34 protein-coding genes and 1 riboswitch are annotated in these 26196 nt (G+C 60.4%); of the genes, 20 read left to right on the top strand and 14 right to left on the bottom strand.

What is annotated here, in order from left to right:
- Positions 1-780: a VOC family protein gene (locus PL640_RS03800; RefSeq protein ID WP_271360838.1), complete on the top strand. Its 780-nt coding sequence runs from the start codon at positions 1-3 to the stop codon at positions 778-780.
- A gap of 57 nt (positions 781-837) precedes the next feature.
- Here PL640_RS03800 and PL640_RS03805 read toward each other — a convergent pair whose 3' ends face one another.
- Complete coding sequence (locus tag PL640_RS03805; protein WP_271360839.1) at positions 838-2352, bottom strand: ABC-F family ATP-binding cassette domain-containing protein; 1515 nt, start codon at positions 2350-2352, stop codon at positions 838-840.
- Positions 2353-2847: 495 nt separating this feature from the next.
- Here PL640_RS03805 and PL640_RS03810 point away from each other — a divergent pair, with 495 nt between their 5' ends.
- Both PL640_RS03810 and PL640_RS03815 read left to right on the top strand, forming a co-directional pair.
- Positions 2848-3225, top strand: coding sequence for a type II toxin-antitoxin system RelE/ParE family toxin (locus tag PL640_RS03810; RefSeq protein ID WP_271360840.1), 378 nt, complete (start codon positions 2848-2850; stop codon positions 3223-3225).
- Entirely contained in the window at positions 3222-3524 is a 303-nt protein-coding gene (locus PL640_RS03815; protein WP_271360841.1) for a helix-turn-helix domain-containing protein, read from the top strand. Before PL640_RS03810 ends, PL640_RS03815 begins: the two co-directional genes overlap by 4 nt.
- A gap of 3 nt (positions 3525-3527) precedes the next feature.
- Here PL640_RS03815 and PL640_RS03820 read toward each other — a convergent pair whose 3' ends face one another.
- Positions 3528-5099, bottom strand: a complete 1572-nt coding sequence (locus PL640_RS03820; RefSeq protein ID WP_271360842.1) for a helicase HerA-like C-terminal domain-containing protein — start codon at positions 5097-5099, stop codon at positions 3528-3530.
- Between the two features lie 314 nt (positions 5100-5413).
- Here PL640_RS03820 and PL640_RS03825 point away from each other — a divergent pair, with 314 nt between their 5' ends.
- Positions 5414-5812: a DUF937 domain-containing protein gene (locus PL640_RS03825; protein WP_046798576.1), complete on the top strand. Its 399-nt coding sequence runs from the start codon at positions 5414-5416 to the stop codon at positions 5810-5812.
- A gap of 7 nt (positions 5813-5819) precedes the next feature.
- On the opposite strand, the gene PL640_RS03830 is transcribed toward PL640_RS03825, so the two are convergent.
- Entirely contained in the window at positions 5820-6251 is a 432-nt protein-coding gene (locus PL640_RS03830) for a winged helix-turn-helix transcriptional regulator (RefSeq protein ID WP_142839320.1), read from the bottom strand.
- A 103-nt stretch (positions 6252-6354) separates the two neighbouring features.
- Between PL640_RS03830 and PL640_RS03835 the strand changes: the two genes are divergently transcribed.
- The 3 genes from PL640_RS03835 (at position 6355) to PL640_RS03845 (ending at position 8823) form a co-directional block, all read left to right on the top strand.
- A complete protein-coding gene (locus PL640_RS03835; RefSeq protein ID WP_271360843.1) occupies positions 6355-7113 on the top strand; it encodes an SDR family oxidoreductase in 759 nt (252 codons plus the stop codon).
- Positions 7114-7183: 70 nt separating this feature from the next.
- On the top strand, positions 7184-7993 hold the full coding sequence (locus PL640_RS03840) for an AraC family transcriptional regulator (RefSeq protein WP_271360844.1): 810 nt from the start codon (positions 7184-7186) through the stop codon (positions 7991-7993).
- 218 nt (positions 7994-8211) lie between these two features.
- Positions 8212-8823, top strand: a complete 612-nt coding sequence (locus tag PL640_RS03845) for a LysE family translocator (RefSeq protein WP_271360846.1) — start codon at positions 8212-8214, stop codon at positions 8821-8823.
- Positions 8824-8847: 24 nt separating this feature from the next.
- Here PL640_RS03845 and PL640_RS03850 read toward each other — a convergent pair whose 3' ends face one another.
- The gene (locus PL640_RS03850) at positions 8848-9675 is read right to left on the bottom strand and encodes an aldo/keto reductase (protein WP_271360847.1); all 828 of its coding nucleotides are present in this window, start codon (positions 9673-9675) and stop codon (positions 8848-8850) included.
- A 110-nt stretch (positions 9676-9785) separates the two neighbouring features.
- The gene (locus tag PL640_RS03855; RefSeq protein WP_271360848.1) at positions 9786-10712 is read right to left on the bottom strand and encodes a bestrophin family protein; all 927 of its coding nucleotides are present in this window, start codon (positions 10710-10712) and stop codon (positions 9786-9788) included.
- 192 nt (positions 10713-10904) lie between these two features.
- On the opposite strand from PL640_RS03855, the gene PL640_RS03860 reads away from it, so the two are divergent.
- Both PL640_RS03860 and PL640_RS03865 read left to right on the top strand, forming a co-directional pair.
- The gene (locus PL640_RS03860; protein WP_271360849.1) at positions 10905-11615 is read left to right on the top strand and encodes a helix-turn-helix transcriptional regulator; all 711 of its coding nucleotides are present in this window, start codon (positions 10905-10907) and stop codon (positions 11613-11615) included.
- A 48-nt stretch (positions 11616-11663) separates the two neighbouring features.
- Positions 11664-12032, top strand: a complete 369-nt coding sequence (locus tag PL640_RS03865; RefSeq protein ID WP_269698497.1) for a VOC family protein — start codon at positions 11664-11666, stop codon at positions 12030-12032.
- A gap of 2 nt (positions 12033-12034) precedes the next feature.
- On the opposite strand, the gene tam is transcribed toward PL640_RS03865, so the two are convergent.
- Entirely contained in the window at positions 12035-12805 is a 771-nt protein-coding gene (gene tam, locus PL640_RS03870) for a trans-aconitate 2-methyltransferase (protein ID WP_271360850.1), read from the bottom strand.
- On the opposite strand from tam, the gene PL640_RS03875 reads away from it, so the two are divergent.
- Complete coding sequence (locus tag PL640_RS03875) at positions 12804-13145, top strand: hypothetical protein (protein ID WP_271360851.1); 342 nt, start codon at positions 12804-12806, stop codon at positions 13143-13145. The genes tam and PL640_RS03875 overlap by 2 nt on opposite strands.
- Positions 13142-14023: a branched-chain amino acid aminotransferase gene (locus PL640_RS03880; RefSeq protein ID WP_271360852.1), complete on the top strand. Its 882-nt coding sequence runs from the start codon at positions 13142-13144 to the stop codon at positions 14021-14023. The genes PL640_RS03875 and PL640_RS03880 overlap by 4 nt, the downstream gene beginning before the upstream one ends.
- An 82-nt stretch (positions 14024-14105) precedes the next feature.
- Here the strand turns inward: PL640_RS03880 and PL640_RS03885 are convergent, their stop codons facing one another.
- A complete protein-coding gene (locus tag PL640_RS03885; protein WP_271360853.1) occupies positions 14106-14987 on the bottom strand; it encodes a LysR family transcriptional regulator in 882 nt (293 codons plus the stop codon).
- A 97-nt stretch (positions 14988-15084) separates the two neighbouring features.
- Here PL640_RS03885 and PL640_RS03890 point away from each other — a divergent pair, with 97 nt between their 5' ends.
- A complete protein-coding gene (locus PL640_RS03890; RefSeq protein WP_271360854.1) occupies positions 15085-15627 on the top strand; it encodes a GNAT family N-acetyltransferase in 543 nt (180 codons plus the stop codon).
- 4 nt (positions 15628-15631) lie between these two features.
- On the opposite strand, the gene PL640_RS03895 is transcribed toward PL640_RS03890, so the two are convergent.
- A complete protein-coding gene (locus PL640_RS03895; protein WP_271360855.1) occupies positions 15632-15976 on the bottom strand; it encodes a hypothetical protein in 345 nt (114 codons plus the stop codon).
- A gap of 220 nt (positions 15977-16196) precedes the next feature.
- Here PL640_RS03895 and PL640_RS03900 point away from each other — a divergent pair, with 220 nt between their 5' ends.
- Both PL640_RS03900 and PL640_RS03905 read left to right on the top strand, forming a co-directional pair.
- Complete coding sequence (locus PL640_RS03900) at positions 16197-16799, top strand: superoxide dismutase (protein ID WP_271360856.1); 603 nt, start codon at positions 16197-16199, stop codon at positions 16797-16799.
- A 120-nt stretch (positions 16800-16919) separates the two neighbouring features.
- On the top strand, positions 16920-17765 hold the full coding sequence (locus PL640_RS03905; protein ID WP_271360857.1) for a metallophosphoesterase: 846 nt from the start codon (positions 16920-16922) through the stop codon (positions 17763-17765).
- Here the strand turns inward: PL640_RS03905 and PL640_RS03910 are convergent.
- Positions 17754-18464, bottom strand: coding sequence for a helix-turn-helix transcriptional regulator (locus PL640_RS03910; RefSeq protein WP_271360858.1), 711 nt, complete (start codon positions 18462-18464; stop codon positions 17754-17756). The genes PL640_RS03905 and PL640_RS03910 overlap by 12 nt on opposite strands.
- Before the next feature lie 132 nt (positions 18465-18596).
- Here PL640_RS03910 and PL640_RS03915 point away from each other — a divergent pair, with 132 nt between their 5' ends.
- From PL640_RS03915 to PL640_RS03940, 6 genes are all read left to right on the top strand, one after another.
- Complete coding sequence (locus tag PL640_RS03915; protein WP_271360859.1) at positions 18597-19241, top strand: LysE family translocator; 645 nt, start codon at positions 18597-18599, stop codon at positions 19239-19241.
- Between the two features lie 247 nt (positions 19242-19488).
- On the top strand, positions 19489-19923 hold the full coding sequence (locus tag PL640_RS03920) for a c-type cytochrome (RefSeq protein ID WP_161991153.1): 435 nt from the start codon (positions 19489-19491) through the stop codon (positions 19921-19923).
- A gap of 87 nt (positions 19924-20010) precedes the next feature.
- The gene (locus PL640_RS03925) at positions 20011-20931 is read left to right on the top strand and encodes a cytochrome c (RefSeq protein ID WP_142839336.1); all 921 of its coding nucleotides are present in this window, start codon (positions 20011-20013) and stop codon (positions 20929-20931) included.
- A 233-nt stretch (positions 20932-21164) separates the two neighbouring features.
- A riboswitch (cobalamin riboswitch) is annotated at positions 21165-21392 on the top strand.
- A gap of 162 nt (positions 21393-21554) precedes the next feature.
- Positions 21555-21737 (top strand): CbtB domain-containing protein, encoded by a 183-nt coding sequence (locus tag PL640_RS03930; RefSeq protein WP_046798597.1) that lies wholly within the window; start codon positions 21555-21557, stop codon positions 21735-21737.
- Between the two features lie 11 nt (positions 21738-21748).
- Complete coding sequence (locus PL640_RS03935) at positions 21749-22462, top strand: CbtA family protein (RefSeq protein WP_142839337.1); 714 nt, start codon at positions 21749-21751, stop codon at positions 22460-22462.
- Between the two features lie 4 nt (positions 22463-22466).
- On the top strand, positions 22467-22781 hold the full coding sequence (locus tag PL640_RS03940; protein ID WP_271360860.1) for a hypothetical protein: 315 nt from the start codon (positions 22467-22469) through the stop codon (positions 22779-22781).
- Between the two features lie 177 nt (positions 22782-22958).
- On the opposite strand, the gene PL640_RS03945 is transcribed toward PL640_RS03940, so the two are convergent.
- The 5 genes from PL640_RS03945 to PL640_RS03965 form a co-directional block, all read right to left on the bottom strand.
- Entirely contained in the window at positions 22959-23525 is a 567-nt protein-coding gene (locus tag PL640_RS03945) for a type 1 glutamine amidotransferase family protein (RefSeq protein ID WP_271360861.1), read from the bottom strand.
- A 21-nt stretch (positions 23526-23546) separates the two neighbouring features.
- Entirely contained in the window at positions 23547-24035 is a 489-nt protein-coding gene (locus PL640_RS03950) for a GNAT family N-acetyltransferase (RefSeq protein WP_003509304.1), read from the bottom strand.
- A gap of 184 nt (positions 24036-24219) precedes the next feature.
- Complete coding sequence (pip, locus tag PL640_RS03955; RefSeq protein ID WP_271360862.1) at positions 24220-25176, bottom strand: prolyl aminopeptidase; 957 nt, start codon at positions 25174-25176, stop codon at positions 24220-24222.
- A gap of 81 nt (positions 25177-25257) precedes the next feature.
- Complete coding sequence (locus PL640_RS03960) at positions 25258-25671, bottom strand: MerR family transcriptional regulator (protein WP_046798602.1); 414 nt, start codon at positions 25669-25671, stop codon at positions 25258-25260.
- A 101-nt stretch (positions 25672-25772) separates the two neighbouring features.
- Complete coding sequence (locus tag PL640_RS03965) at positions 25773-26126, bottom strand: hypothetical protein (RefSeq protein WP_271360863.1); 354 nt, start codon at positions 26124-26126, stop codon at positions 25773-25775.
- Positions 26127-26196 lie beyond the last annotated feature (70 nt).

Here is a 26196-nt window from a genome sequence, read left to right on the forward strand (position 1 = left end):
ATGTCCGATACACATGGAAAATTCATCTGGGTTGAACTGATGACGCCTGACATGGAGGCGGCCGCCCGCTTTTATGGCCATGTCGTCGGCTGGCAGACCAAGGATTTCGGTTCGCCGGAAATGCCCTATCTGGTGCTGGAAGCCAATGGCAAAGGCATGGGCGGCGTCATGGAACTGACCGAGGAACTCAAGGGGCAGGGCATTCCGCCGAACTGGACCGCTTATGTCGCGGTTGACGATGTTGATGCCTCGGCCAGGCAGTTCGAGGAAAAGGGCGGCTCCGTCATGCGCCAACCGCAGGATATTCCTGAAATCGGCCGGTTTGCGGTGGTGACAGACCCCTATGGTGCGGTTCTATGCATCATGACGCCACTGCCGATGGAGAGCGGCGGTTTTCCCGAAGACGCGCAAAGCCTGCCCGGCCATGTCGGCTGGCATGAGCTGATGACGGGCGATGTGGATGGCGCGACCGCCTTTTATGGCGAGGTTTTCGGCTGGACCAAGGACCATGATTTCGACATGGGCGAAATGGGGCCGTATCGCATCTTCGCTGAGCACGGCAAGGCCATCGGCGGCATGATGAAGCGTATGCCGCAGGCGCCCGGCTGTTATTGGGGTTATTACTTCAATGTCGACGGTATTGATGACGCCATCACCCGTGTCAGCACCGGCGGCGGCAAGGTCGTCAACGGTCCGATGGAGGTTCCCGGCGAAAGCTGGATCGTCAACTGCGAAGACCCGCAGGGCGCTTTCTTCTCACTTCTGTCGCAGAAGAAATAATGATGCAGGCCCCTCCCGCCACTGAATTGGCGGGAGGGGCCTTCGTTTTGAGAACAGTCATGCCGAGGCGAAAAATGCTTCCGCATCGTCGACTTCCACCAGCCGGCGTTTGTCGATCAGCCAGAACCGTGTTCCAACCGCCCGCACGAAACTCCGGTCGTGCGAGACCAGCACGCAGCTGGCCTGACGGCCGGTGATTTCCGCCTCCAGCGCTTCCTGTCCCTCAATGTCGAGATGGTTGGTCGGTTCGTCCAGCAGATAGAAATTCGGCTCGGTCAGGCGCAGCGCCAGCATGGCAAGCCGCGCCTTCTGCCCGCCGGAAAGCGTCGCGACGCGACGTTTCTGCATTTCCATGTCGATGCCTGCACCGGCCAGCAACCCGTGCGCGCGCTGGTCACCTATGTCGAACCGGTGTGTGATGAGTGTCAGCGGCGTGCTGGCATCATCGATTTCGGCGAGCGACTGGTCGACATATCCCGCCACCAGCGAGGGGGTGGCCTTGATGCCCTCCGCCACCGGCTCGTCAGCCCTTATTGCCGCCTTCAGAAGCGAAACCAGCCTCGTCTTGCCGACGCCATTATGGCCGAGAATGACGATGCGGTCGCCCTGTCGGATGAATTGCTGGCCGGTGCGAAACAGCAGGGTGCCATCCGGCGTCGAGACGGGAATATCCTCCAGCGTCACCAGTACCTTGGCGTGTGTGCCGCGATTGGCAAGCTGGATCTTTCCGGCAGATCGATCCTGATGGGCGGGGCGGGCTTTTTCCTCCAGCTTCTCGGCGCGCTCGCGCAATTGCTTGGTCTTGATGGTCAGAAGATCGCTGCCCGAGTTGATGCCGATATTGTTGAGCTTCGCCGCCTGCCGGCGCAACTGCTGCACGGTCTTCATGTCACGCTCGAAACGCCGTTCATCGGCGGCATCTTCCTCTTCCAGCGCCCTTCGCGCATGGCCATAGGGCAAGCGGAAGAGCGAGGAATTTTCCGGCCGCAGGAACAGCGTGGTTTTGGTGACATTGTCGAGAAAGGCACGGTCATGGCTGACGATCACCACTGCCGTATCGCGCGGCAATTGTTGAAGAAAACCCTCCAGCACCTTGATTTTTTCAAGGTCGAGATGGTTGGTCGGCTCATCGAGCAGCAACAGGTCCGGCTCGGTGATCCACGCCCGCGCCAGCATGGCAAGCCGCTGCCAGCCACCGCTCAGCGCTTGCAGCGGGCGATGGCGATAACTTTCCGGCACGGCCATCTCGTCGAGGATGATGTCGGCCCGCCAGCTGTCGCTGTCGATCACATCCGCCGGCAGGGCGGATAATACCGCATCCCGCATTGTCCGTGGGAGAAGGGCCGGGGGCAGATGCTGGTGGACGATGGACTGCGTCAACCCGCGCAACCGGGTGATATCGCCGCTGCTGGCATCCAGTTTGCCGGCAAGGCAATTGAGCAGGGTGGATTTGCCGCAGCCATTCGCGGCGACGATGCCGATGCGGTCTCCCGCATGGATGGTGAGGCTGAGACCGGAAAAAAGCGGCTTGCCCAGAATGATTCCGAGGTTTCGAAGCGTGATAAGGGTCATGATGTATCTCTGGCGAAACGGATCAACGACGAAGCTGGCTGCCACATGCGGGCAGGGTTGTTCGGTCGCGATGATCCGTCATGAAAACATGCGTAATGGCAGACGATCTGCGTTCCGCGCGGCCTTTTGGGCAAACCAGAGTCTTGGAAGTTCCGGTCAGCCCTGCAAACGCATCTGCAGGGCAGAAAGGTGGCGGATCTGGCGGTAACGCCAGAAGCAGGAAATATCCATGCGAAGCCTCCTTTCTTGGTACGAGTTGAACGATTTGATGATTAGCAGCGCTGGTGACGGGAGGCAATGGGTTTTGCGGGCGGCCGGGAGAATGGGGTGGGGCGGCAGAAAAATTCCACCAAAAAACGATACTCAACTCGTCAGACTGTCGCCGTTAGCAGATAGGCTGAGAGCCAATAAGAGAGATACGGCTGAAGCTGCGATTACCTGTTTCAGGAATAATTACTTTGTCAAATTGAACCTTATACGGTACAAGGATTTTATATGAAGCGCATCGTGGCGAAATTCTTCGCGACGGATGAGGGAGTAGAGCCTGTTAAAGACTGGCTTATCTCACTCAATAGGGATGACCGCCGCACGATCGGCTCGGACATTGCAACGGTCGAGTTCGGTTGGCCAATTGGAATGCCTACCTGTAAGCCGATCAGGGATGGTGTTCGCGAGGTCCGTTCCAGCATCAAAAATGGAAGTGTTGAAGCTAGAACCTACTTCGGAGTTGATGGTGGGATAATGCTCCTGCTTCACGGGGAAGAGGGCAAAGATGGCCAACAGGACGCGATCAAACTGGCGATCAAGCGTTGGAAAGAACATCAGGAGCGATCCAAGCGACTGAAAAAGATCGATAAAGGGAAAAAGAAATGAGCGATGCGAAACCTTCTGTCGGCGGTACCCTTGAAGATTTCCTTGATGGGCTTGGCGAAAAAGAAGAAATCTATGGCGAGGCGATCAAGCGAGTTTTGGCATGGCAGATCGAAGAAGCCAGAAAGAAGCAATCGCTCACCAAGTCAGAAATGGCTGCGAGAATGGGTACCAGTCGTACCCAGGTCGAGAGAATACTCGATCCTCACAATGTTGCAGTCTCGCTCGATACGCTCGAGCGAGCGGCCCGTTCAGTCGGTAAAAAGCTGAAGATCGAGCTTGTCGACGCCAAGCCGCTTTAGCCGTTACCGCTTCAAACTACCCAAAATCCCGCGCACGATCGCCCGTCCCACTGAGGTCGCCACCGAGCGGGCGGCACTTTTCATCGCCGCTTCGATCACCGTTTCTCGCTGGTAGCCGGTCTTGCGGGTACCGCCATTGCGCGAGCTGGTGGAGGCCGGTGCGGGCTCCTCTTCGCCGAAGCCGGGCAGGCGCCAGCGTCCGGAAGCGTTGTCGGACTGGTTGGCGGCATTTTCCTCTTCCGCGCGCTTGGCGGCTTCGGCTTCCGCTGCCTTCTGGGCCCGGGCAGCGAGGATTTCGAAGGCGGATTCCCGGTCGATATCCTTGTCATATTGGCCGGCGACGGGGCTGAGATCGATCAGCGACTTCCGCTCCGCATCGGTGAGCGGCCCGACGCGGCCGGAGGGCGGCCGCACGAGGGTGCGTTCCACGATGGAAGGCGCGCCCTTGTCATGCAGGGTGGAAATCAACGCTTCACCCGTGCCGAGCGTGGTGATGGTGTCGGCGGTGTTGAAGGCCGGGTTCTGGCGGAAGGTGTCGGCGGCGGTGCGCACGGCCTTCTGTTCGCGCGGCGTATAGGCGCGCAGCGCATGCTGCACACGGTTGCCGAGCTGGGCGAGAACGGTTTCCGGCACGTCGAGCGGGTTCTGCGTCACGAAATAAACACCGACGCCCTTGGAGCGGATAAGGCGCACCACCTGTTCCACGCGCTCGACCAGCACCTTCGGCGCATCGTTGAACAGCAGATGTGCTTCATCGAAGAAGAACACCAGACGCGGCTTTTCCGGATCGCCCACTTCAGGCAGTTCTTCAAACAGTTCCGAGAGCATCCAGAGCAGGAAGGTGGCGTAAAGGCGCGGGTTCATCATCAGCCGGTCAGCCGCAAGAACCGAAACCGTGCCGCGTCCATCCGCGCCGACGCGCATGATGTCGGCAATCTTCAGCGCCGGCTCACCGAAGAAATTGGCGGCACCCTGCTGTTCGAGAACCAGCAGCCCGCGTTGCAGCGAGCCGACCGAGGCCTTGGAAATCAGGCCGAACTGGCTGGAAAGCGCCGATGCGTTTTCGCCCATATAGTTCAAGAGCGATTGCAGGTCTTTCAGATCGAGCAGTGGCAGCCCGCCCTGATCGGCGATCTTGAAGGCGATGTTGAGCACGCCTTCCTGCGCTTCCGATGCGTCCATCAGCCGGGCGAGCAGCAGCGGCCCCATTTCGGCGATGGTGGCGCGTACGCGATGGCCTTTTTCACCGTAAAGATCCCAGAAGATGACAGGCGACTTGCCATAGGAGAAATCGGTGAAGCCGATCTGCTCGGCGCGTTTCTGCACCCAGTCTTTCGCCTCGCCCTCGGCCGCGATGCCGGAAAGGTCACCCTTGATATCGGCGCAGAACACCGGAACGCCGGCCTTGGAATAGCCTTCGGCGAGAACCTGCAACGTCACGGTCTTGCCCGTTCCCGTCGCACCGGTGATGAGGCCATGGCGGTTGCCGAATTTCAGTTCCAGATATTCGCCCTTGTTCAGGCTGTCATCCGGATTGCGGCTGGTCCCGATATAGAGCTGTCCGTCCTGCAACATCGACCAATTTCTCCTGCGGCTGATGCATGACCCTTAAAATCACCCTGGATTTCACAAAAGTCATGTCCGAATTAAAAGCGTAACGAGCGTGCCTTGACCGCTGATGGTAAACGCGGCCTTTTCATAGTTTGGTTGTGATGATCTTATAAGGACAGTTTCAAGGCGCAACAACTGCTTGATGGCGATGAATAAAAAGCGCTTGATGAAAGTTGCCGCACCTATCCGTCGCCGCTTGAATGCGGCATGAGATTGTTTTACGTTGACGTTAACGTCAGTTATTCGATGTTGGCGTCGTTTTTCAACAGGAGGCAAGAATGAACGAAATCGTTGATCAGATCGCTGCGAAGGCGGGTATCGACCCTCAGCTGGCCGAAAAGGCCGTTGGCATGATTCTCGGTTTTCTCCAGCGCGAGGCGGCCGATGGCCCGATCGCCAAGATGATCGAAGCCATTCCGGGCGCCAGCGATCTCGTGGCGCAATATAACGGTGAGGGTACCGGTAATGGCGGCGGCGGTCTGCTGGGCGGACTGATGAGCGCGATCGGCGGCGGCGGCATCATGGGTCTTGGCCAGCAGTTGATGAGCCAGGGCATCGGCATGAGCGAGATTTCCACGCTCGCCAAGGAAACCATCGCCGTTGCCCGTCAGCACGCCGGTGACGAGACCGTTGACCAGGTGATCGCCTCGGTTCCGGGCCTCAGCCAGTTCGCGTAAGGCGACATTAATCCATTGCGGGGCGCGGTGGCTGTTCTTTGAACCGCCGCCGCGCCTCTTCTATGTCCGCATGGTGCGTTTCCGCCCAGATCCACACGCCGCAAAAAGCGCTGCCGAGCGTGCGGCCGAGATGGGTGAGATCATAATCCACATGCGGCGGGATGACGGGATGCACGGTGCGGCGCACCAGCCCGTCGCTTTCCATCTGTCTCAGCGTTTTTGTCAGCATCTTCTGGCTGATGCTGCCGACATGTTTGCCGATCTGCGTGAAACGCAGCGTGCCATGCTCTTCCAGCACCTCCAGAATGAGCATCGTCCATTTGTCCGCCACCTTGGCGATGATATCCTGAACCAGCGCCTCGATGACCGGATCGGTTTCCGTGGGCGGCGGAACCTTGCGCTGGCTCTCGATGGCCGGGTCGGCGGCATGCCGTTTCATCTTACACTCTCCTTCGGGTAAGTATAAATCTTTTGGGTGCCTACTTTCGATTGGGGAGTATAATAGCTAACTTCCTTTCAGCCAACAAGCAAAGGATGCTGCAATGAAAATCACCGGCAACACCATTCTCATCACCGGCGGCGGTTCCGGCATCGGCCGGGCGCTGGCGGAAGCGTTTCATCAGGCGGGCAACAGGGTCATCATTTCCGGCCGCCGTAAGGTCGTGCTCGACGAGGTGACGGCTGCCAATCCCGGCATGGCCTCGATGGTCATGGACGCGACGGACGCCGCAGGCATCCGCGCGTTTGCCGAAGCTCTGGTGAAGGCCCATCCAAGCCTCAACGCCGTCATCAACAATGCCGGCATCATGCGGCCGGAAGAGATCGCCGCCGCGCCGGATTATCTGGATACGGCCGAAGAAACCATTGCCACCAATCTTCTTGCCCCCATCCGCCTGACGGCGGCGCTTTTGCCGCATTTCCTCAAGCAGCCCGCCGCCGCCGTGCTCACGGTGTCCTCCGGCTTGGCCTTCGTGCCCATGGTGTTGACCCCCACCTACAGCGCCACCAAATCGGCCATCCACGCCTATTCGGTCGCACTGCGCGAGCAGCTGAAGGAGACGCCGGTGGAGGTCATCGAAATCGTGCCGCCCTATGTGCAGACGACGCTGATGGGCGAGGGGCAGGCCGTTGACGAAAGGGCCATGCCACTTGAGGCGTTCATTTCCGAAGTGATGGACATTCTCAAGAACCGCCCGGATGAGAAGGAAGTCGTTGTGGAACGCTGCAAGCCTTTGCGTTTTGCTGCGCAGAACGGCAATTTCGATCAGGTCTTCGCCATGATCAACCATATGCATCCTTAAGCGTCGGCGTCTGTCGCACAAGGACATCCTGTGATAGCGTCGCGCTCTTTCCCGTGGAGCGCGCGCTTTCATGGCCCAAGGCCAGTTTCTGATGCCGAAAACCAGCATGCCTGGTGTCGCCGCCGTGGTGGCGGATAGCGATCGTTCCTTTCCGCGCCATATGCATGATCAGTTCGGCATCGGCCTCATTGAGCGCGGCGCGCAGAAATCGCTCTCCGGCCGTGGCATGGTGGAGGCGGGCGCCGGCCATGTCATCACCGTCAATCCGGGCGAGGTGCATGACGGCATTCCGCTCGGGGAGGGTGGCCGCGCCTGGCGGATGCTCTATCTCGACATCGATATCGTTCGCGATGCCGTTGCCGACGTCTGCGAGAAGGATGACGGCGCGTTCGAATTTGCCTATCCCGTGGATGGAAGACCTTTGGCGCAGCGGTTCAACGCTGTCTTTTCCGCCGCCACTGCGAAGGAACGACCGGGCGAAACCCTGCATGGCGATGAGACCTTGCTGATGCTTCTGGCGGGCGCGATGGAGACGGCGGCGAAGCCGCCTGTGGTGACTGCGCCCGACACCATCAGGCGCGCGAAAAGCCGCATCGATGACGACCCTGCCCACCCGTTCCGCCTTGCCGATCTGGCCGGGGAGGCCGGAATGAGCCAGTTCCGCTTCCTGCGGACCTTCGCCAAAGCAACCGGCCTGACACCGCACAGCTATCTTCTCCAGCGGCGCGTGCATGTGGCACGCCATGAACTGGCAAGAGGCACATCGCCCGCCGAAGCGGCCTTCATCGCCGGTTTTGCCGACCAGAGCCATCTGAACCGGTTCTTCGTGCGGCAATTCGGGGTGACGCCTGCGGTTTACCGGGCGGCGACGGGCGGCTGATCGCCGTTCTCTTCCGTCATGCCGGACTAGATCCGGCATCCAGCCACGGCGCGTCTGCGCCGTGAGGGGAGTTTTTCGCGATCAAAGACTTGATCGCGCTGGACCCCGGATCAAGTCCGGGGTGACGGTGTGCGGGTGTGGCGCTGCAATTTCATCCAAGACACCCACCCCACGCACCCTCATGCTCCCGTCCTCCACCCACAGGACACACCCGCATCATGACACCCGAATTCCTCATCACATCCTTCATCGTCGCCGCGTCTCCCGGAACCGGGGTGGTCTACACGCTGGCCGCCGGTCTTTCGCAAGGGGCAAGGGCGAGCATCATCGCGGCTTTCGGCTGCACGCTTGGCATCGTGCCGCATCTGCTTGCCGCCATCACCGGGCTTGCCGCCATTCTGCACACGAGTGCGCTGGCCTTCGGCATCGTCAAATATCTGGGGGTCGCCTATCTCCTCTACATGGCGTGGAACACGCTGCGGGAAGACGGTGCGCTGAAGATCGACGATACGAGGGAGCCCCAGAAGGCCACCCGCGTCATCGGCGAGGCGATCCTCATCAATCTGCTGAACCCGAAACTGTCGATCTTCTTTTTCGCCTTCCTGCCGCAGTTCATCGCGCCGGATGAGGCTCTGCCGACATGGCGCATGGTCGATCTCGGGCTGATCTTCATGGCCATGACGTTTCTGGTCTTTGCGCTTTATGGCTGCTTTGCCGCCTCCGTAAGGCGTCAGGTGATATCACGCCCGGCTGTCCTCGCCTGGCTGAGGCGCAGCTTCGCGGCCGCTTTCGTGGCGCTGGGTGCGAAGCTGGCCCTGACCGAGAGATAAACGGGACCGAATGGCCCCGTCGCCTCAGTCGTCCCAGTCGGGCGCGAGGTGGCCGGGGCTGACGATGCGGCCATTCGGCTTGGCAAGCGCGTGGATCGCCCGCATTTCCTCTTCCGACAGCGCGAAATCGAAAATATCGAAATTCTCTTTCAGGCGGCTTTCCGTCGCCGTCTTGGAAAGCGCCACGATATCCGGCTGCTGCACCGCCCAACGCAGGGTCACCTGCGCGGCGGTCTTGCCGTGTTTCGCGCCGATATCCTTCAGAACGGGATCGTTCGGCACCTTGCCATCGGCCATCAGATAATAGGCCGTCACCGACATTCCGTGCTTGCGTGCGGCCGCAATCACCTTCGTCTGGTCGAGATAGGGGTGATATTCGATCTGGTTGGTGGCAAGCGGCGTATCGGACAGTTTCACCGCCTCGTCAGTCAGCGTCACGTTGAAGTTGGAAATGCCGATATTGCGCGCCTTGCCGGCCTTGCGCACCGCATTCAGCGCGCCCATGCGCTCGACAAGCGGCACGTCGCTCTTCGGCCAGTGCAGCAGCAGCAGATCGACATAGTCGGTCTTCAGTTTCGCTAGGCTTTCATCAACCGAGGCAAGAAAATCGTCGTGACGGTAGCGATCCACCCAGACCTTGGTGGTCAGGAAAATATCGTGCCGGGAAATGCCTGACTGAGCGATGACCTCACCGACTGCGCCCTCGTTCTTGTAAATCTGGGCGGTATCGACATGGCGGAAGCCGAGCTTCAGCGCCTCCGGCAGAATGCGCCTGATATCGTCTTCCGGAATGCGGAAGGTGCCGAAACCGAGGGCGGGAATATTCGCGCCATTCGCGCTGACGTCATACATGGGATGTCTCTCCTGTTTGCTGAAAACATGGCCGGCGGCGGATGCCGGGCGGGAAGCGGTCTTTCATTAACTGGTATCCGCGCGATCGGTTTCAACCCGGCGGGACGATATCACATCAGCACATAATCTACCGGGCGGGGATCGGCCGGCAGATCGGTCTCGCCCATCGCCTCGCGCAGATTGATCTCGATGGTGGTGGCAAGCGCATTGATCGGCAGCGCGTTGAAGCCGGTGCCGAAGGGGTCTTCCAGCTCGTCGGACAGCGCATCGAGACCGAAGAACGTATAGGCGATGAGCGTGCTGGTGAAAGGTGTGGCCCAGCCGAGCAGATCCGTGAAACCGAACGGTAGCAGCAGGCAGAAGAGATGCGCGGTGCGGTGAAGCAGCAGCGAATAACCGAAGGGAACCGGCGTATGGCGAATGCGCTCGCACGATGCCTGCGCGGCCGTCATCTGCTGCACGGTTGCATCCAGCATCTGCAGCTGGATATCGCTGATCTGCCCCTTCGCATTGGCGGAAACCAAAGCACCGGATATTTCGCGCAGCAGCATGTCCGGCTTGTTGCGGCTGCGGGCATAGGCTTCCGAAATGTCCTCGGGAATGAGGCGGGCTGCGGTGGCGGTCGCTTCACCGGGGCGCAGATGCGAGACCAGCGCGTGGCAGAAGGCGATTGCAAGATCGATGATCCGCCGGCGGGCAACGGGATCGGCAATATCCTGCCGGCTCTCCAGCATGGTGCTCTGGCGTGCCAGCGTGCGCGCCACGGTCATCAGCGCCCCCCATTGCTTGCGGGCTTCCCACCAGCGGTCGTAACAGGCATTGGCGCGAAAGCCGAGGAACACCGAAAGTGCGATACCAAGCAGCGAAAATGGCGCGCCATTCAGCGCCGGCACCAGATCCGGCCGGTCTTTGTGCGCCCAGACCACCACCGTCGACAGCAGGAAAACGGCAAGCACCTGCGGAAAGATGCGGACGATGATGGAGCCGCGCAGGATGGTGAAAAGTTGCAGCAGGTTCGGTTTTGGACGAACGATCATGGCGGAGACTCAAAATGCCTGTGATGGTGGCGGGAACGCGAAAATCCCCGCGCATATTTACATGATGGCACATCGGGCTTGTCCACTCCTTTTTGCGCGGTTGCGCCCGGCAGCAGGCGGAGTTACCCCTCGGGTGATGTCGGCGAGATGTCGGCGACACGATCAAAATGGGCGGATGGAAGGAAATGTCGCATGTCACGCTCACAACGGTTGCTTGATCTGTTGCAGATACTGCGCTCCCACCGCATGCCGGTCAGCGGTGCGGCCCTTGCCGCGCAGACCGGCGTCAGCCTGCGCACGCTATACCGCGATATAGCGACGCTTCAGGCGCAGGGCGCGGATATCGAGGGTGAGGCGGGCGTGGGTTATGTGCTGCGCCCCGGCTTCCTTTTACCGCCGCTGATGTTTTCCGGGCAGGAAATCGAGGCGCTGGTGCTGGGTTCGCGCTGGGTAGCAGGCCGTGCCGATGCGGGGCTGGCCGAGGCCGCCCGCGCCGCGCTCGTCAAGATCGCCGCCGTGCTTCCCGATGCCCTGCGCGAAGAACTCGACAATTCCACGCTTCTCATCGGCCCCGGGCAAGCCGTGGCAACCATCCGCATCGATCTCGCCGAAATTCGCGATACGATCCGTAAGGAGAGCAAGGTCGTGATGACCTATCGCGATGAAAAGGGAGAGTTGACGGAGCGGGTGATCTGGCCATTCGCGCTCGCTTTTTTCGATCTGGTGCGGGTGGTGCTGGCATGGTGCGAAACGCGGCAGGATTTTCGCAGTTTCCGGGCCGATCGCATCGAAACTTTCCGGCCGATGGACAGCCGTTATCCCCGCCGCCGGCAGGCTTTGCTGAAAGAATGGCGCGAGCGCGAAAAACAGCGGCGGCGGCCGGATCATGCTGACAAAAACTGACAGCAGGCGGGTCTAGACATCGTTCATCCGCAACACAGGAGAACGACCATGACCCACCCCGATTTCACCATCCTCTATGTCGATAACCCGCCCGCCAGTACGCAGTTTTACAAGGCCCTGCTGGGTACGGAGCCGGTCGAATCCTCGCCGACATTCTCGCTCTTCGTTCTTCAGAACGGCATGAAGCTCGGCCTCTGGTCGCGCCACACGGTGGAGCCGAAGGCATCCGTGACGGGCGGTGGCGGCGAGCTTGCCTTCCGTGTCGAAAACGATGCACAGGTGGATGAGACTTTCGCCGGATGGCGGGCAAAAGGTGTCCCCATGCTGCAGCAGCCCGCGAAAATGGAATTCGGCTACACTTTCACGGCCACAGACCCCGACAACCACCGTCTCAGGGTCTATGCCTTCGCGGGCTGACGCTACTTCTTCACCGCCACCACAAACAGGCGTGGAAAGCGCAGCAGCAGGCGGCCGTCCGTCATCGGCGGATAGGCCGCCTTGATGCGCTGCGTATAATCGCTGAGGAAGGCTTCGCGGTTTTCCTCACCGGCGGCGGCGAGATAGGGGCGCAGCCCCGTGCCCTTCACCCATTCGACAATGCTTTCCGCATCCTTCATCGGGTGATTGTAGATGGTGTGCCACACATCCACGCGGGCGGATTTCGGTGTCAGCGCGTTGAAATAGTCGGATGGCGCGGGCAGGGGTTTGCGCCGCAGCCTGCCATCGGCAAAGGTGTCCTTCCAGGAGCCGTTGGCGCCGGTGTCCTCCATGGCGCGATGTGTCGGTTCCTGCAGATTGTCCGGCATCTGCACCGCCAGAACCCCGCCGCTTTCCAGCTGATCCATCAATTGCGAAAGAACGGCAAGATGATCGGGCACCCACTGGAAAACCGCGTTCGCATAAAGCAGGTCGGCCTTCTGGGTCGGCCGCCATTGCGAAAGATCGGCCTTGCCGAAACGGGTATTCGGCAGCCGGTCGGCGGCCTTTTCCAGCATGTCGTCATCGCTGTCGATGCCGGTGATGACATTGACGCCGTAGCGGTCGGTCAGAAGCTCGGTGGAATTGCCCGGCCCGCAGCCGAGATCATAGCCGTTCAGCACCCGCTCCAGCGGCACCTGCGCCAGAAGGTCCCGGGCGGGACGTGTCCGCTCATCTTCGAATTTCAGATATTGCTGGGCGGACCATGCCATGATTTCCTCCTGCCAGAGAGCTGTAAGACCGGGAGCATCGCACGGGCGAAATGACGCCGCCATCATCCGATGCATGAATTATTGTGATGAACCTATTCAACAACCTTTTGTTTCGCCTCATAAAACATCTTTATCGGGGCGTCGCTTTGTTATTTTCCATCAAAATCCGAGATCGCGGCAATTAAAACTTGACCTCCTCGGGCGACAGGCATTCACTCCGGCCGATTTCCAGAGCATTTCCAATAAAGTGCAAAGCGTTTTGCGCCGGGAATTGCGACAAGACAAAAAGACGGAGCGTTTTCGCCACACGGAAACGCTTGAAAACAGGAGCCTGCCATGAGCGTCGATACCGCACCCCGATCAACCACCTGGACCTATGTTGACGGTCAATGGCTGCCCGGCAACCCGCCGCTCATCGGCCCGACCTCGCATGCCATGTGGCTGGCCTCGACGGTGTTTGACGGCGCGCGCTGGTTCGATGGCGTGGCGCCCGATCTGGATCTGCATTGCCAGCGCGTCAACCGCTCGGCCGTCAATATGGGCATGAAGCCGACAATGACGGCGGAAGAGATCGAGGCCCTGGCGCTGGAAGGCGTCAAGAAATTCGACGGCAAGATGGCGATCTATATCAAGCCGATGTACTGGGCCGAACATGGCATGCCCGGCAGCGTCGTGGCGCCGGATGCCAGCTCCACCCGTTTTGCGCTCTGCCTGTTTGAAGCGCCGATGGATGCCGGCAAGCCGCTGACACTTACCGTTTCGCCGCTGCGCCGTCCTTCGCCGGAAACCGCGATGACCGACGCCAAGGCCGGCAGCCTTTACCCCAATAGCGGCCGCGCCATTCTGGAAGCCCGTTCGCGCGGTTTCGACAACGCCCTGATGCGTGACATGAACGGCAATGTCGCCGAATCGGCCTCCGCCAACATCTTCATGGTCAAGGACGGTGTCGTCCTCACCCCGGTGCCGAACCGCACCTTCCTTGCCGGCATCACCCGTTCGCGGGTGATCGGCCTGCTGCGCCAGGCCGGCTTCGACGTTCGCGAGGCGACCTTGTCGGTCGAGGATTTCCGTGAGGCCGATGAAATCTTCTGCTCGGGCAATTATTCGAAAGTATCGCCGGTCGTGAAGCTCGATGACCGCGAGCTGCAGGCCGGTCCCGTGGCGCGCAAGGCGCTGGATCTCTACATGGACTGGGCGCGTCTCGGCGCGGACGTCTGAGCCTTCAATAACGCTTTTTTCAGAAGCCGCGATGGGTCTTACCCGTCGCGGCTTTTATTTTGAACTGCGAGCCTGAACGGCCTCACCGTGTCCGCACATCCGGCAAGGCAGCGGCAAGCGCCCGCAACGGCGCGGTCATATGTTTGTCGCGCCTGAGCGCCAGCGCGATCCGTCGCTCCAGCGGCGGGTCGAGTGAGCGCCACTCAAGCCCGGATGCCGCACTTTCATGCTCCATGGCCATGCGTGGCACGATGGCAAGGCCGAGACCTGCACCCGCCAGTTTCTTGATGGCCTCGACACTGCCCAGCTCCATGGCCGGCTGCACGGTGCGGCCGCTCGCTGCAAACCATTGATCCACCAGCCTGCGCGTATTGCCGCCCTCATAAAGCAGCAGCGGCTGCCTCGATAATGTTTCGGCATTCAGTGTCTTTTCGCCGGTGCCCCGTGGAAAAACGGCGACCAGTTCGTCGAGATGGATGTCGCTGATATCAAGGCTGCGGCCGCTGGCGGGCAGGGCCACCACGGCTGCATCGATGGTATTGGCCTCCAGAAGCCGCAAAATATCGTGGGTATTGCCGGTCTGCACGACGATGTCGATACCCGGCATGGCCTGGCGGATTTTGCCCAGCACCGGCGGCAGCAGGTAGATGCAGGCGGTGGCGCCCGTGCCGATGCGCAGCCGCCCCGTCACCCCGCTGCGATGCGGCGCAACCGTCTCGATGGCATGCGCCACCTCTTCAGCGATCCGTCTTGCATGGATGAGAAAATCCCGGCCCGCAGCGGTCGGCTGCGCCCGCCTGCCGACCCTTTCGATCAGTCGTACGCCGAGCTGCTTTTCCAGCAACCTTATATGCAGGCTGATGGCCGGCTGCGTCAGCCCCGCCTTGTCGGCGGCGGCGGAAAAGCTGCCGAGATCGGCCACATCCATGAAGCTGCGCACCTGCCGCAGATCGAGGTCCATCATCAAAGAAAACCTTATCGTTTGTATAAGATAGATAATCTTTATTTTGATTGCGCCGCAATGCACAATGATGGCGTGAATGATCCGCAGGACAGCAAGAATGACCCCTTCCACCGTTTCCAGCCTTTTGATCCGCCCCTGTGAAGAGGCGGATATTCCAGCCATTACCGAAATTTACCGGGATGCCGTGCTTTATGGCCGTGCGAGCTTCGAGATCGATCCGCCGACCGCCGAAACGATGGCCGAGCGCCGCGGCCTTCTGGTGGAAGGCAATTATCCCTATCTCGTCGCCGAAGTCGGTGGAAAGGTAGCCGGATATGCCTATGCCGGCGCATACCGTGCGCGCCCGGCCTACGGCGCGGCGGTTGAGAATTCCGTCTATATTGATCCGGCCATGAAAGGCATGGGCATCGGCCGCAAACTTCTCGATGCGCTGATTGAGGAAGCGACCGCGCGCGGCTTCCGCCAGATGATCGCCGTCATCGGTGACAGCGCCAATGCCGCCTCGATCGGCGTGCATCGCGCTGCCGGTTTCGAGCATGTCGGCACTTTCAAATCCATCGGCTGGAAACATGGCCAATGGCTCGATACGGTGCTGATGCAACGATCACTGGGCGAGGGTGACACCACGCCCCGTTTCTGACCGATCAGGGTTTGGTGGAGCCGGGAATTTCCACCTTCAGCGTATCGCCGGCAAGTTCGCTGCCCAGCTCCACGGCCTTGGTCTTCTTGTCATAGACGCAGATATGGCTGACCGTCGCATCCGCGCCCTTCGCCTTGCCGGTGAGGATGGCAAGGCCGTAATTCTCGCTGCCGACGGGATCGACCACCGCCTTGGCATCCTCGATCATGTCCTTGGCGCCCGCAAGGCAGGCGGTCTGCACATCCGCCACGAATTCCTTCCACGCATCATCGGACGATGCAGCGGCAGGCAGTGTCAGCGATGCGAAGGCGGCGACGAAGATAATGTTTCGGGTGGTGAAGCGCGTCATGGAATTTCCTTCCTGCATTTTCGGCAAAAGCGAACCGATAGGGTGGAAAACGGTACGCCAGGGTTGTGAAACAAATGTGGTGGCGGCTGGCCAGAGACGAATTTTCTCTTTTGTCGGAACATTTTGATATTTCGCAGGTTGCCCAAACAGAGGTTCGCTCCTATGGTCCGCTCACACGGTTTCTAGGAGCGGTAACCCGCTGCAAAAAGGAGTAAAAACCATGGCCTTCGAACTTCCCGAACTCCCCTACGACTACGACGCGCTTGCACCTTACATGTCGCGCGAGACGCTCGAGTTCCATCACGACAAGCACCACAAGGCATATGTCGACAACGGTAACAAGCTGGCTGCCGAAGCCGGTCTTTCCGACCTGTCGCTCGAGGAAGTCGTGAAGAAGTCCTTTGGCACCAATGCCGGCCTCTTCAACAACGCTGCTCAGCACTACAACCACGTTCATTTCTGGAAGTGGATGAAGAAGGACGGCGGCGGCAACAAGCTGCCGGGCAAGCTGGAGCAGGCGATTTCTTCCGATCTCGGCGGCTACGACAAGTTCAAGGCTGATTTCATCGCTGCCGGCACCACGCAGTTCGGCTCCGGCTGGGCATGGCTCTCCGTCAAGAACGGCAAGCTCGAAATCTCCAAGACCCCGAACGGCGAAAACCCGCTGGTTCACGGTGCAGAGCCGATCCTCGGCGTCGACGTCTGGGAACATTCCTACTACATCGACTACCGCAACCTGCGTCCGAAGTACCTCGAAGCCTTCGTTGATAACCTCATCAACTGGGACTACGTCCTGGAGCGTTACGAAGCCGCTGCCAAGTAAGGCTTGGCGAACGGAATTTTTTGAACACCCGGCCTTTGTGCCGGGTGTTCTGCTTTTGGGGCATGCCGTTCCGGCCGCTTGTCACAAGCCTGTCATCAGCCGGGTTTATCGCGGCGCATCATGACTGAAAAAACCAAGCCTCTCTTCTCCTTCGGCATCGTCGCCGATCCCCAATATGCCAATGCCGATCCCCGTCCGGACATGGGGCGCTATTACGCCGAAAGCCCGAAAAAGCTTTCCGAAGCGGTGGCCGCCTTCAACCAAGAGGACCTCGCCTTCGTGGTGACGCTCGGCGACATCATCGACCGCGGTTTCGAGAATTTCGATGCGATCCTCAGCGTTTATGACGGGCTTCGCCATCCCTCGGTCCTGTTGCCGGGCAATCATGACTTTTCAGTTGCGCCTGAACATCTGACCGCGATCCATGCCCGCCTTGGCATGCCGGCCCCCTGGCATGACTTCGCCATCGGCAATGTCCGCTTCGCCGTGCTTGATGGCAACGAGGTCAGTCTCTTCGCCCCGCCGCCCGGTGATCCGCGTCGTGCACTTGCGCAGGAGCGGCTGAAGCACCTGCAGGAAGCGGGCGCGATCAATGCCCAGGACTGGAATGCATCGCTGAGCGACGAGCAGTTCGAATGGCTGCAAAGCGTCCTGCAAAAATCGGATGCAGCCGGAGAAAAAGTGGTCGTGCTGTGCCACTATCCGCTTTATCCGGAAAACGCTCACAACATGTGGGATGCGCCGCGCATTCTTGATCTTCTTGGCGCTCATGCTTCGGCCGTTGCATGGTTCAATGGCCATAATCACGAAGGCAATTATGGTGTGCTGGGCAACACCCACTTCGTCAATTTCAAGGGCATGGTGGACACGCCCGACCAGAACACCTTTGCCATCGCAGATGTTTTCGAAGACCGGATCGTCATTCGCGGTTTCGGCCGCGAGGAGAATCGCCTCTTACGGCTGTGAGGATGGACTGCCCGGCTGGTTGCTCTGCCAGCCGCTCATCCACAATTGCCGCAGCTTTTCACCTTCCAGCTTGAAAAAGCTGCCGGTGCTTTCACAGGTCAAAACCCGGTCCGAGCGGAAGTTGCGGATCGCCTGCCGTAATTCGCACCAGCCGACGATATTCACCGTCTCAGAATAATAGATCACGGCAATGGGCCGGATCTGCCGCCGGGTCTCTGCCCCGGTTTCATCGCGATAGCTGATCTCCAGCCGCTCTTCATCGCGCACCGCCCGCCGCACCGTGGCGAGATCGATGCCGGCAGGTGCGGGCGCGACGCTGCCCCAGGCATGCAGGGCATTGGCCGACAGGGTTTTGGACAGGGGTTCGGGCAGGGAAGCGGCAATCTTGTCGCTCGCCTTTTTCGCTGCCTGCCGCAATTCGGTATCACTGGAACGGCCAACCATGGCGAGCGCCAGCACGATCGCCTCGGTCTCTTCGATGGAAAACATCAGCGGTGGCAGGCTGAAGCCGGGGCGCAGAATATAACCGACGCCGCGCTCGCCTTCGATGGGAACCCGCATGGTCTGGAGGGCGGCTATGTCGCGATAGACCGAACGCGACGTCACTTCCAGCTTTTCGGCAATCATCTGGGCGGTAACGGGCCGGCGGGCCAGCCGCAGGATCTGAATGATCTCGAACAGTCTCGAGGCCTTGCGCATTGACATTTCCCCGGCGTTTTTTCAAGACAACCGACATAATGCTGTCAGTTGGCTTTTTCTATAAACGGCAAAACACATTGAGAAACATGCATATTCCTAAATGTGCCATGAACCGTCTGGGGAGATACTGACATGAGTTATGCCGAAAATCTCTGGCTTTTCTTTCTGGTCCTGTTCGGCATCATCATCCTGCCGGGCATGGACATGCTGTTCGTGCTGGCAAGCGCGCTGACGGGCGGCAGGAAAACCGGCCTTTCGGCCGCAAGCGGCATGAGCGCCGGCGGCATCGTGCATTCGCTTTATGGTGCGGCCGGCGTTGGCCTGCTCGCCACCTGGATGCCATCGCTGTTCCTGCCGCTTCTCATTGTCGGAGCTGCCTATATGGTCTGGATCGGCATCGGCCTGATGCGCAGCGCAATTGTCGTGAATGGCGATGAGGCGCAGGCGAGCGCCTCCTCGAAAAAAGCGTTCTGGCGGGCGGTGCTGACCTGCCTTTCCAACCCGAAAGCCTATCTGTTCATGATGGCGGTCTATCCGCAATTTCTAAAACCAGCCTATGGTCCGATCTGGATGCAGGGGCTGGTGATGGGGGCGATGGTGGCGGTAACGCAGTTTACCGTTTATGGCGCGCTGGCGCTGACGGCGGATAAAAGCCGGCAATGGCTGGTTTCTTCACCCGCTGCAACGATCTTCATCGGTCGCGCTGCCGGTTTCATGCTGGTTGCCGCAGCCCTGCTGACATTTTGGGAAGCTCTGTCCTGGAGCCTCGGCGAATAAGAAGAACAGGTTCCACCGCTTGAGGGAGACCATTCCTCGGCAAGCCGCCGAATGCTCTCCTCAGGCCCGTTGTTTTGTCACGGGTTCCTGGCGGAAAACCGCCGGATATTTTTTCGCCTGATACTCTACACTTCTGTTTTCACGGCGGAATTCACCGCAATGTGACTTCTTTTCGCCATGCGGAAAGGGCATCCTCGCGCCGTTCCATCAAGCGTCCGGCACCCGGCCGGAATCAAGGAGAGAGTGTATGAAACTGAAAACCATCGCGGCGGCCATGCTTTTCGGCTGTCTTTGCGCCGGAGCGGTCTTCGCTGCCGGCGAAGTCGAAAAACGCGAAGGCATGATGAAGCAGATTGGCGGTTCCATGGGGGCGCTTGCCGCCATCTCCAAGGGCCAGAAGCCCTTCGACGCCGAGGCCGTCAAGGCTGCCGTGACGACCATCAGCACCAATGCCAAGGCTTTCCCCGAACAGTTCCCCGCCGGCACCGAGACCGGCAGCGCGGCTGCTCCCGCCATCTGGGAAAATTTCGAAGACTTCAAGGCCAAGGCTGCCAAGCTCGGTGCTGATGCCGACACGGTTCTTGCCAATCTCCCCACCGATCAGGCGGGTGTCACCACCGCCATGCAGACGCTCGGCGCAGATTGCGGCACCTGCCATCAGACCTATCGTCTGAAGAAATAATCCCGAATTTCAAAACGCCGCTTCCCGGCGGCGTTTTTTCACTTTGAAAGACACCTGATCAGCTCGGGTGAGAATGGGGAGAGGGGTATGTCTTCCATTTGGACGAAGCTTGTGGGCGGGGCCGTGATCGCAGCCGTTGCCGGCTACGGCATTTTCGCCTGGGTCACCGCGCCGCAGCGTCAGGCGCCCAGCCATTGGGTCAGCCTCGGCGAGCCGGATCTGGCCAATGGCGAAACGCTGTTCTGGGCGGGTGGCTGCGCAAGCTGTCATGCCGCACCGGATGCCACGGGTGACGCGCTGCGGACGCTTGCCGGCGGGCAGCCGCTGAAAAGCCCCTTCGGCACCTTCCACGTTCCCAATATTTCCTCTGATCCGCAGCACGGTATCGGCGGCTGGACGCTGGCGGAATTCGGCGATGCCATGACGCGCGGGGTGGGAAAGAACGGCGAACATCTGTACCCGTCCTTCCCCTACGCTTCCTATGCGCGCATGACGCAGAAGGATGTGAACGACCTCTTCGGTTATCTGAAAACCCTGCCGGCCAGCCAGAATGATGCGCCGGATCACGACCTGCCGTTTCCCTTCAACCTGCGCATGGCGCTCGGCGGCTGGAAGTTCCTGTATTTCGACACCTCCGCCCCGCCGCGCGTCGAGCTTGCCAATGCCAATGCCGAATTGCTGCGCGGCCAATATCTGGTCGAAGGGCCGGGCCATTGCGGCGAATGCCACACCCCGCGCGATGCTCTCGGCGGTTTCCTGAAAGACAAATGGCTGGCCGGCGGTCCCAATCCGGAAGGGGAGGGCCGTATCCCCGATATCACGCCCGGCTCCGAGAGCATCGGCGCCTGGACGGCGGCCGATATTGCCGGCTACCTGGAAACCGGCTTCACCCCGGAATTCGACAGCGTCGGCGGCTCCATGGTCAAGGTACAGCAGAACATGGCGCATCTGACCGCCGAAGACCGCAATGCGATTGCCGCCTATCTGAAGGCGATCCCGTCTCGATAGAGAGTTTGAAGCTCCCCTCCGTCATGCCGGCCTTGAGCCGGTATGCAGCCAGACCAAGCCATTGGGCTGAAAGAGCTTTCTCATCGTTCAGACGCACGTCGGCTGGATTCCGGCTCAGGGCCGGAATGACGGGAGAGTGTTTTTTCGTTCCAGCATCTCACGCGAGGGCGTCGAGTGAGATGCTGCCGGCAGTGCCAAGATCTCGCCGCCATTGACTCCCGCACCCACCCGGCAGATAACATCTGCGTGATGGTTCCTTCCGGGCGTTCCGGAAGGTGAAAAGGGAACACGATAGGGAGCAATCCTCATTCGTGGCTGCCCCCGCAACTGTGAGCGGAGAGCCTGAAACGAAATGCCACTGGCAAGCCATCTCGCCCCCATTCAAGGCGAGGGCGATGCCGGGAAGGTGTTTCAGGTTTTGACCCGCAAGCCAGGAGACCTGCCATCGCGGAAATGTCCATGCCGGCGGGGTGTCCGGAAGAGCGGAATGTCAGGGTCGTCGGTTCGGTACCCCTGTGTCAGTCTCGTATCCCCGTGGTGAAGTGTATCATATGCAGCTGCGCGGCTTTTTTGCCGTTCGGCTGTATCTTATGGCGCGGGGTCGCGCCGGGAGAGGGGTCACCATGTCCATCCAGCAGAATACGGCCAATGCTGCCGTTTCCGCAAAAACGGGCAGCTTCGCGCAATCGCTGACGGCGATCGTGCTGGGCCTGTTCGTAGTCGGTTTTGTCGGCTTTTCGCATGTGGAAGCCGTTCACAATGCCGCGCATGACACGCGTCATGCCAATGCCTTCCCCTGCCATTGAGGGGAAACGACATGTCATTTTTTCGCAATATCGTTTTTACCGCCGTTCTCGTCGGCATCGTTGGCGGTTTGGCCGTCTCGGCCATGCAGGCTTTCGGCACCACGCCGCTCATCCTTCAGGCGGAAACCTTTGAAAGCGCCGGCGGCGAAGCGGCCCACAGCCATGATGCAGCAGCACCCGGCGCTGCGGTTCCCGCCCATGAGCACAATGACGAGGCATGGGCTCCGGCCGATGGCTTCGAGCGCACCGCCTATACCGTTGCCGCCAATGTGCTGACGGCCATCGGTTACGCGCTTGTTCTGACCGGTCTCATCTCGCTGCGTGGCACCGATGCCGGCTGGCGCGAAGGTCTTCTGTGGGGCGTTGCCGGTTTTGCCGCCGTCATGCTCGCACCGATGATCGGCCTGCCGCCGGAATTGCCGGGAAGCCCGGCCGCAGCACTTGAGGCACGGCAGATCTGGTGGCTCTCGACGGTTGTCGCAACCGCGGGCGGCATTGCGCTGATCGCGTTTCGCCGCGAGCCCTGGGCCATCGTTCTGGCTCTGGTGCTGATCGTCGCGCCGCATGTGGTGGGCGCACCGCTGCCGCCGGAAGGCGAACATGCGCTGGCGCCGCTGCCGCTGGAACGGCAGTTCATCGTTGCCGCCACCATCACCAGCTTCGTTTTCTGGGCGCTGCTTGGCACATTGAGCGCGTTTTTCCTGAAACGCTTCCAGTCGGCGTAAATGCATGCAGGACGCAGCGGAGTGGAGTGACGAACTCGATGCGCTGCGTTTTGCCGTTCCCGGTCACGGCGCTTTCTGCGCCGTGCACCGCCTTGCCTTCAAGGCCGCTCTGGGCAAAAGTCCCGATCGTGATGCGGCGCTTGCCTATTTTCAAGACCACGAAGCTGCCTTTGCCGCTGCGGCACTCGCCAAGATCAAACGCTCAAACTTGCCCGCCGGCCGCAGCCTGCATTTGAACAGCCGCGATATCCGCCGCGCGATTGCCGGCGAGGGGCCGGAGTTTGCGGCGCGTGTGTGCCGGGTGCTTGATCGAGAATAGCGCGGGATGATTTGCGAGAGACATCTTCTCCTCGACCGTCATGCCGGACTTGATCCGGCATCCAGCCGCCGCGCGTCTGCGCGGCGGGAGAAGTCTTTTCAGCCCAAGGACTTGGGCTGGCTGGATACCGGCTCAAGGCCGGTATGACGGAGAGAGGGCGGAATAAGGCTCTACGCCTTACCGGTGCTCCGCCGCGAAAATTCCAAGTTCCGCCTCGGCTTCCGGACCAAAGAGGCCGAGGTTTTTCAGAATTTCCACCGCGAAGCTGACCGGTGCGCTGCCGGCGGCCGTGATGACACCGCCATCGCTGACCGCCTTCGCCTGGTCGCGATAAAGACCATCGCCACGATAGCCCGGATAGGCCTTGTGCGAGGCGAGCGAATTGCCGGTATGGGCGACATGGTTCAGGATACCCGTGCTTGCCAGCGCGCTTGCCGCCGCACAGATACCGGCAACCAGCCGGTCCTTTTCGCGAAAGCGCTGCACCAGGCCGCCAAGATCGGCGGCCGTGTCCTTTTCCCAGCTGAGACCGCCGGGAATGACGAGTGCATCGATGTTATCAGGATCAAGCGCGTCATAGGAGGTTTCGGGCGTTACATTCAGCCCGCCCATCGACGTTACCGGCCGCCCGTCCGGGGTGGCATGAACGATCTCGACGCCGAGATAGCTGCGTGCCGCCGCCGCAAGCAGCGCCGGTTCCCAGTCCGCAAAATCCTGCGCCAGCGCAATGGCGATCCGTGTCATGGCCGTCTCCGTCGGTTGTGATCAGGCGATGGACTGCATGTAGCGCATGCCGGTGACCGGGCGCGGCGCGAAATCCATGTTTTCGTAGAAACGATGCGCCGCCACATTGCCGGTCGTGGCGCTGACGGAAAGATAATCGCAACCCAGCCGCTTCGCGATATCGCGGGCGCGGGAAACCAGATGCTGGCCCGTGCCGTGGCCGCGATGGCCGTCACGCACGAAGAGATGGTGCAGTTCAAGCCCGCGCCGGCCTTCCTGCGCCCTGTAGAGCGGCAGAAGCAGCGCGTAGCCGATCAGCGCGCCATCGGCTTCGGCAACAAGACCATGCACCCAGGGCAGGGGGCCGAACAGGTCGCGCTCAAGCTTGGCCGGCGTGATCGCCGCCGCATCGCCATGGTAGGAGGCAAGCAGCGTGATCATCTCGTTGAGCTCGGGCAAATCCGTCTTGCGGGCGCCGCGAATGATGACGACGGGCGGTCTTTCCAGTGTAAGGGAGCTATCTTCGGTCATTTTTTCGGTCCTTTGGTCTTATCTGTGCCGTCAGGACGTTTGAAAACAACAAAGCCGCCTGACGGCGGCTTGTTGACAATATGATCTGTCGAGCCGCCCTTAAAGGTAGGCCCAAAAGTACGAGCAGGAGATGGGTGCGCGTTCGTTGATCATGTCATTGCAATGCGCCCGAATCCGTAATCTGTCAAGCGGCTTCAATTTGCAATCGTGCGATTGCTGAAACAATCGCATCTTCCATCCCGGCATCACCGGTGGAATGCCCCGCTCCACCTATGGCAATCAGTTCGCTTCCCGGCCATGCGGCGGCAAGTTCGTAAGCGGTGACGGGCGGTCCCTGCAGGTCGCGCATGCCCTGGATGAGCATGCCGGGAATGCCGGCGAGCAGGCCGGCATTGCGTAGAAGCACACCGTCCTCCAGCCAGGCCGCATGGTGGAAATAATGGGCGCATAGACGGGCGCGGGTCAGGATATAATCGCCGTCGCGCCATTTTTCCGGAAAGGCCGAGCTGGCCTCCGCACTGATCGAGCCCGCCTCCCACAAATGCCATTCAAGCGCCGCCATCCGGCGGATGGCGGGGTCAGGATCGTTCAAAAGCTGGAGATACGCGCCGACGGGATCTTCCTTCGGCAGATGATCCGGGATAGCTGTGATGAAACGCTGCCACTGTTGCGGCAGAAACATCGCCAGCCCCTTGTAAAGCCAGTCGATCTCCTTTTGCCGTGTGGTAGTGACGCCGGCCAGCACCATCGCGCGCACCCGCTCCGGGTGGCACTGGGCATAGGCCAGCGCGAGTGTGGCACCCCAGGAGCTGCCATAAACCAGCCAGTCATCCACCGAAAGCGCGCAGCGGACGGCCTCCATGTCGTCGATCAGGTGATGCGTGGTGTTATGCGCCAGGCTCTCACTAGCATTCGGCGTGCTTTTGCCACAGCCGCGCTGGTCGAACTGGATGATGCGGTAATGGGCGGGATCGAAATAGCGTCTGGCCGTCGCCGAAAGCCCCGAGCCGGGGCCGCCATGCAGCAGGATCGCCGGCCGCCCCGCCGGGTTGCCGGCAATCGTCACATGCAGCCGGTGGCTTTCGGAAACATCGAGGGAAACAGTCTCGAACGGGGTGATTTCGGGAAATATTTCGGCCATCCGGCATCCCTTCTTCAAGCAGGAGAGAGCGCATACAGGGCGCGGATGACAGTGGAATGTCAGCCCTGTTCCGGATTGTGCCTAGTGTTCGCCGCCGCACATGCCATGGTCGGAGAGCGCACGGATAACGTAACAATCCTCGATGGAATGGCCATCGCAATGGGCGACGATGCGTTCCAGCTCGTGCTCCAGTTTCCTGAGCTTGGCGATTTTTTCGCGCACATCGGCCAGATGTTCGGCGGCTATGCGATCCGCTCCCTCGCACGGCATCTGCCGGTGCTGGCTGAGCGCGATCAGCTCGCGGATGGCATCGATGTTCAGCCCGAGATCGCGGGCGTGGCGGATGAAGGCCAGCCTTTCGAGGTCGGATTTTTCATAACGGCGCTGGTTGCCATCGGAACGATCCGCCTCGCGGATGAGGCCCATCTGCTCGTAATAACGGATCGTCGGCACCTTGACGCCGGTGCGTTTAGACAATTCACCGATGGACAGCATGGCTTTCTCCATATCGCGGACTTGGCAGAGTGCTTCCGCCGCTCATCATCCGATGCTCTAGTCTCTAGAGATATGGTTTTTTTGCCTGCTGTTCAATGGGGTCAGGCCGCTTCGTTCACACCCAGCGCCTCAGCCAATGCCTTCAGAACTTCGTTCTCAATATTGGCTGCGGCTCCAGGCTGGGCGGCGGTCGCCATTTCAAAGGCCGGCTTGGCCGCATCGGAGACGCCGCTGTCGAGATTCCACAATGCGGCGGCAAGGCCGGCCGATACGCTGGCGGCAGCCGGTGCGACCGCGGTGGCGACGCTCTCGGCGCTCGAGATGGCGCGGTGTGCGGCGCGGGTCAACTCCAGCAGGGCTTCGGTGGTGGAGTGGGTTTCCTTGTTCTTCGTCGGCTCAAGGGTCCGGACCGGAGATGCATAATAGCTGGTGGTGGTTGCTGCGATAGTCGTCATGACTGAGTCCCCAAGTTCTGATGGGGTATTTTTAGGGGCCGAAACATTCGCGAGGATTGCGTCGCGCAGG

Origin of the sequence: Agrobacterium sp. ST15.16.024, assembly GCF_027956545.1 — a bacterium.
GTDB classification, from domain to species: domain Bacteria; phylum Pseudomonadota; class Alphaproteobacteria; order Rhizobiales; family Rhizobiaceae; genus Agrobacterium; species Agrobacterium cucumeris.

Excerpts from the sequence above, each read along its gene's own strand:
- PL640_RS03800 (WP_271360838.1), top strand. The coding sequence starts at position 1 with ATGTCCGATACACATGGAAAATTCATCTGGGTTGAACTGATGACGCCT.
- PL640_RS03805 (WP_271360839.1), bottom strand. The coding sequence starts at position 2,352 with ATGACCCTTATCACGCTTCGAAACCTCGGAATCATTCTGGGCAAGCCG.
- PL640_RS03810 (WP_271360840.1), top strand. The coding sequence starts at position 2,848 with ATGAAGCGCATCGTGGCGAAATTCTTCGCGACGGATGAGGGAGTAGAG.
- PL640_RS03815 (WP_271360841.1), top strand. The coding sequence starts at position 3,222 with ATGAGCGATGCGAAACCTTCTGTCGGCGGTACCCTTGAAGATTTCCTT.
- PL640_RS03820 (WP_271360842.1), bottom strand. The coding sequence starts at position 5,099 with ATGTTGCAGGACGGACAGCTCTATATCGGGACCAGCCGCAATCCGGAT.
- PL640_RS03825 (WP_046798576.1), top strand. The coding sequence starts at position 5,414 with ATGAACGAAATCGTTGATCAGATCGCTGCGAAGGCGGGTATCGACCCT.
- PL640_RS03830 (WP_142839320.1), bottom strand. The coding sequence starts at position 6,251 with ATGAAACGGCATGCCGCCGACCCGGCCATCGAGAGCCAGCGCAAGGTT.
- PL640_RS03835 (WP_271360843.1), top strand. The coding sequence starts at position 6,355 with ATGAAAATCACCGGCAACACCATTCTCATCACCGGCGGCGGTTCCGGC.
- PL640_RS03840 (WP_271360844.1), top strand. The coding sequence starts at position 7,184 with ATGGCCCAAGGCCAGTTTCTGATGCCGAAAACCAGCATGCCTGGTGTC.
- PL640_RS03845 (WP_271360846.1), top strand. The coding sequence starts at position 8,212 with ATGACACCCGAATTCCTCATCACATCCTTCATCGTCGCCGCGTCTCCC.
- PL640_RS03850 (WP_271360847.1), bottom strand. The coding sequence starts at position 9,675 with ATGTATGACGTCAGCGCGAATGGCGCGAATATTCCCGCCCTCGGTTTC.
- PL640_RS03855 (WP_271360848.1), bottom strand. The coding sequence starts at position 10,712 with ATGATCGTTCGTCCAAAACCGAACCTGCTGCAACTTTTCACCATCCTG.
- PL640_RS03860 (WP_271360849.1), top strand. The coding sequence starts at position 10,905 with ATGTCACGCTCACAACGGTTGCTTGATCTGTTGCAGATACTGCGCTCC.
- PL640_RS03865 (WP_269698497.1), top strand. The coding sequence starts at position 11,664 with ATGACCCACCCCGATTTCACCATCCTCTATGTCGATAACCCGCCCGCC.
- PL640_RS03875 (WP_271360851.1), top strand. The coding sequence starts at position 12,804 with ATGATTTCCTCCTGCCAGAGAGCTGTAAGACCGGGAGCATCGCACGGG.
- tam (WP_271360850.1), bottom strand. The coding sequence starts at position 12,805 with ATGGCATGGTCCGCCCAGCAATATCTGAAATTCGAAGATGAGCGGACA.
- PL640_RS03880 (WP_271360852.1), top strand. The coding sequence starts at position 13,142 with ATGAGCGTCGATACCGCACCCCGATCAACCACCTGGACCTATGTTGAC.
- PL640_RS03885 (WP_271360853.1), bottom strand. The coding sequence starts at position 14,987 with ATGATGGACCTCGATCTGCGGCAGGTGCGCAGCTTCATGGATGTGGCC.
- PL640_RS03890 (WP_271360854.1), top strand. The coding sequence starts at position 15,085 with ATGACCCCTTCCACCGTTTCCAGCCTTTTGATCCGCCCCTGTGAAGAG.
- PL640_RS03895 (WP_271360855.1), bottom strand. The coding sequence starts at position 15,976 with ATGACGCGCTTCACCACCCGAAACATTATCTTCGTCGCCGCCTTCGCA.
- PL640_RS03900 (WP_271360856.1), top strand. The coding sequence starts at position 16,197 with ATGGCCTTCGAACTTCCCGAACTCCCCTACGACTACGACGCGCTTGCA.
- PL640_RS03905 (WP_271360857.1), top strand. The coding sequence starts at position 16,920 with ATGACTGAAAAAACCAAGCCTCTCTTCTCCTTCGGCATCGTCGCCGAT.
- PL640_RS03910 (WP_271360858.1), bottom strand. The coding sequence starts at position 18,464 with ATGCGCAAGGCCTCGAGACTGTTCGAGATCATTCAGATCCTGCGGCTG.
- PL640_RS03915 (WP_271360859.1), top strand. The coding sequence starts at position 18,597 with ATGAGTTATGCCGAAAATCTCTGGCTTTTCTTTCTGGTCCTGTTCGGC.
- PL640_RS03920 (WP_161991153.1), top strand. The coding sequence starts at position 19,489 with ATGAAACTGAAAACCATCGCGGCGGCCATGCTTTTCGGCTGTCTTTGC.
- PL640_RS03925 (WP_142839336.1), top strand. The coding sequence starts at position 20,011 with ATGTCTTCCATTTGGACGAAGCTTGTGGGCGGGGCCGTGATCGCAGCC.
- PL640_RS03930 (WP_046798597.1), top strand. The coding sequence starts at position 21,555 with ATGTCCATCCAGCAGAATACGGCCAATGCTGCCGTTTCCGCAAAAACG.
- PL640_RS03935 (WP_142839337.1), top strand. The coding sequence starts at position 21,749 with ATGTCATTTTTTCGCAATATCGTTTTTACCGCCGTTCTCGTCGGCATC.
- PL640_RS03940 (WP_271360860.1), top strand. The coding sequence starts at position 22,467 with ATGCAGGACGCAGCGGAGTGGAGTGACGAACTCGATGCGCTGCGTTTT.
- PL640_RS03945 (WP_271360861.1), bottom strand. The coding sequence starts at position 23,525 with ATGACACGGATCGCCATTGCGCTGGCGCAGGATTTTGCGGACTGGGAA.
- PL640_RS03950 (WP_003509304.1), bottom strand. The coding sequence starts at position 24,035 with ATGACCGAAGATAGCTCCCTTACACTGGAAAGACCGCCCGTCGTCATC.
- pip (WP_271360862.1), bottom strand. The coding sequence starts at position 25,176 with ATGGCCGAAATATTTCCCGAAATCACCCCGTTCGAGACTGTTTCCCTC.
- PL640_RS03960 (WP_046798602.1), bottom strand. The coding sequence starts at position 25,671 with ATGCTGTCCATCGGTGAATTGTCTAAACGCACCGGCGTCAAGGTGCCG.
- PL640_RS03965 (WP_271360863.1), bottom strand. The coding sequence starts at position 26,126 with ATGACGACTATCGCAGCAACCACCACCAGCTATTATGCATCTCCGGTC.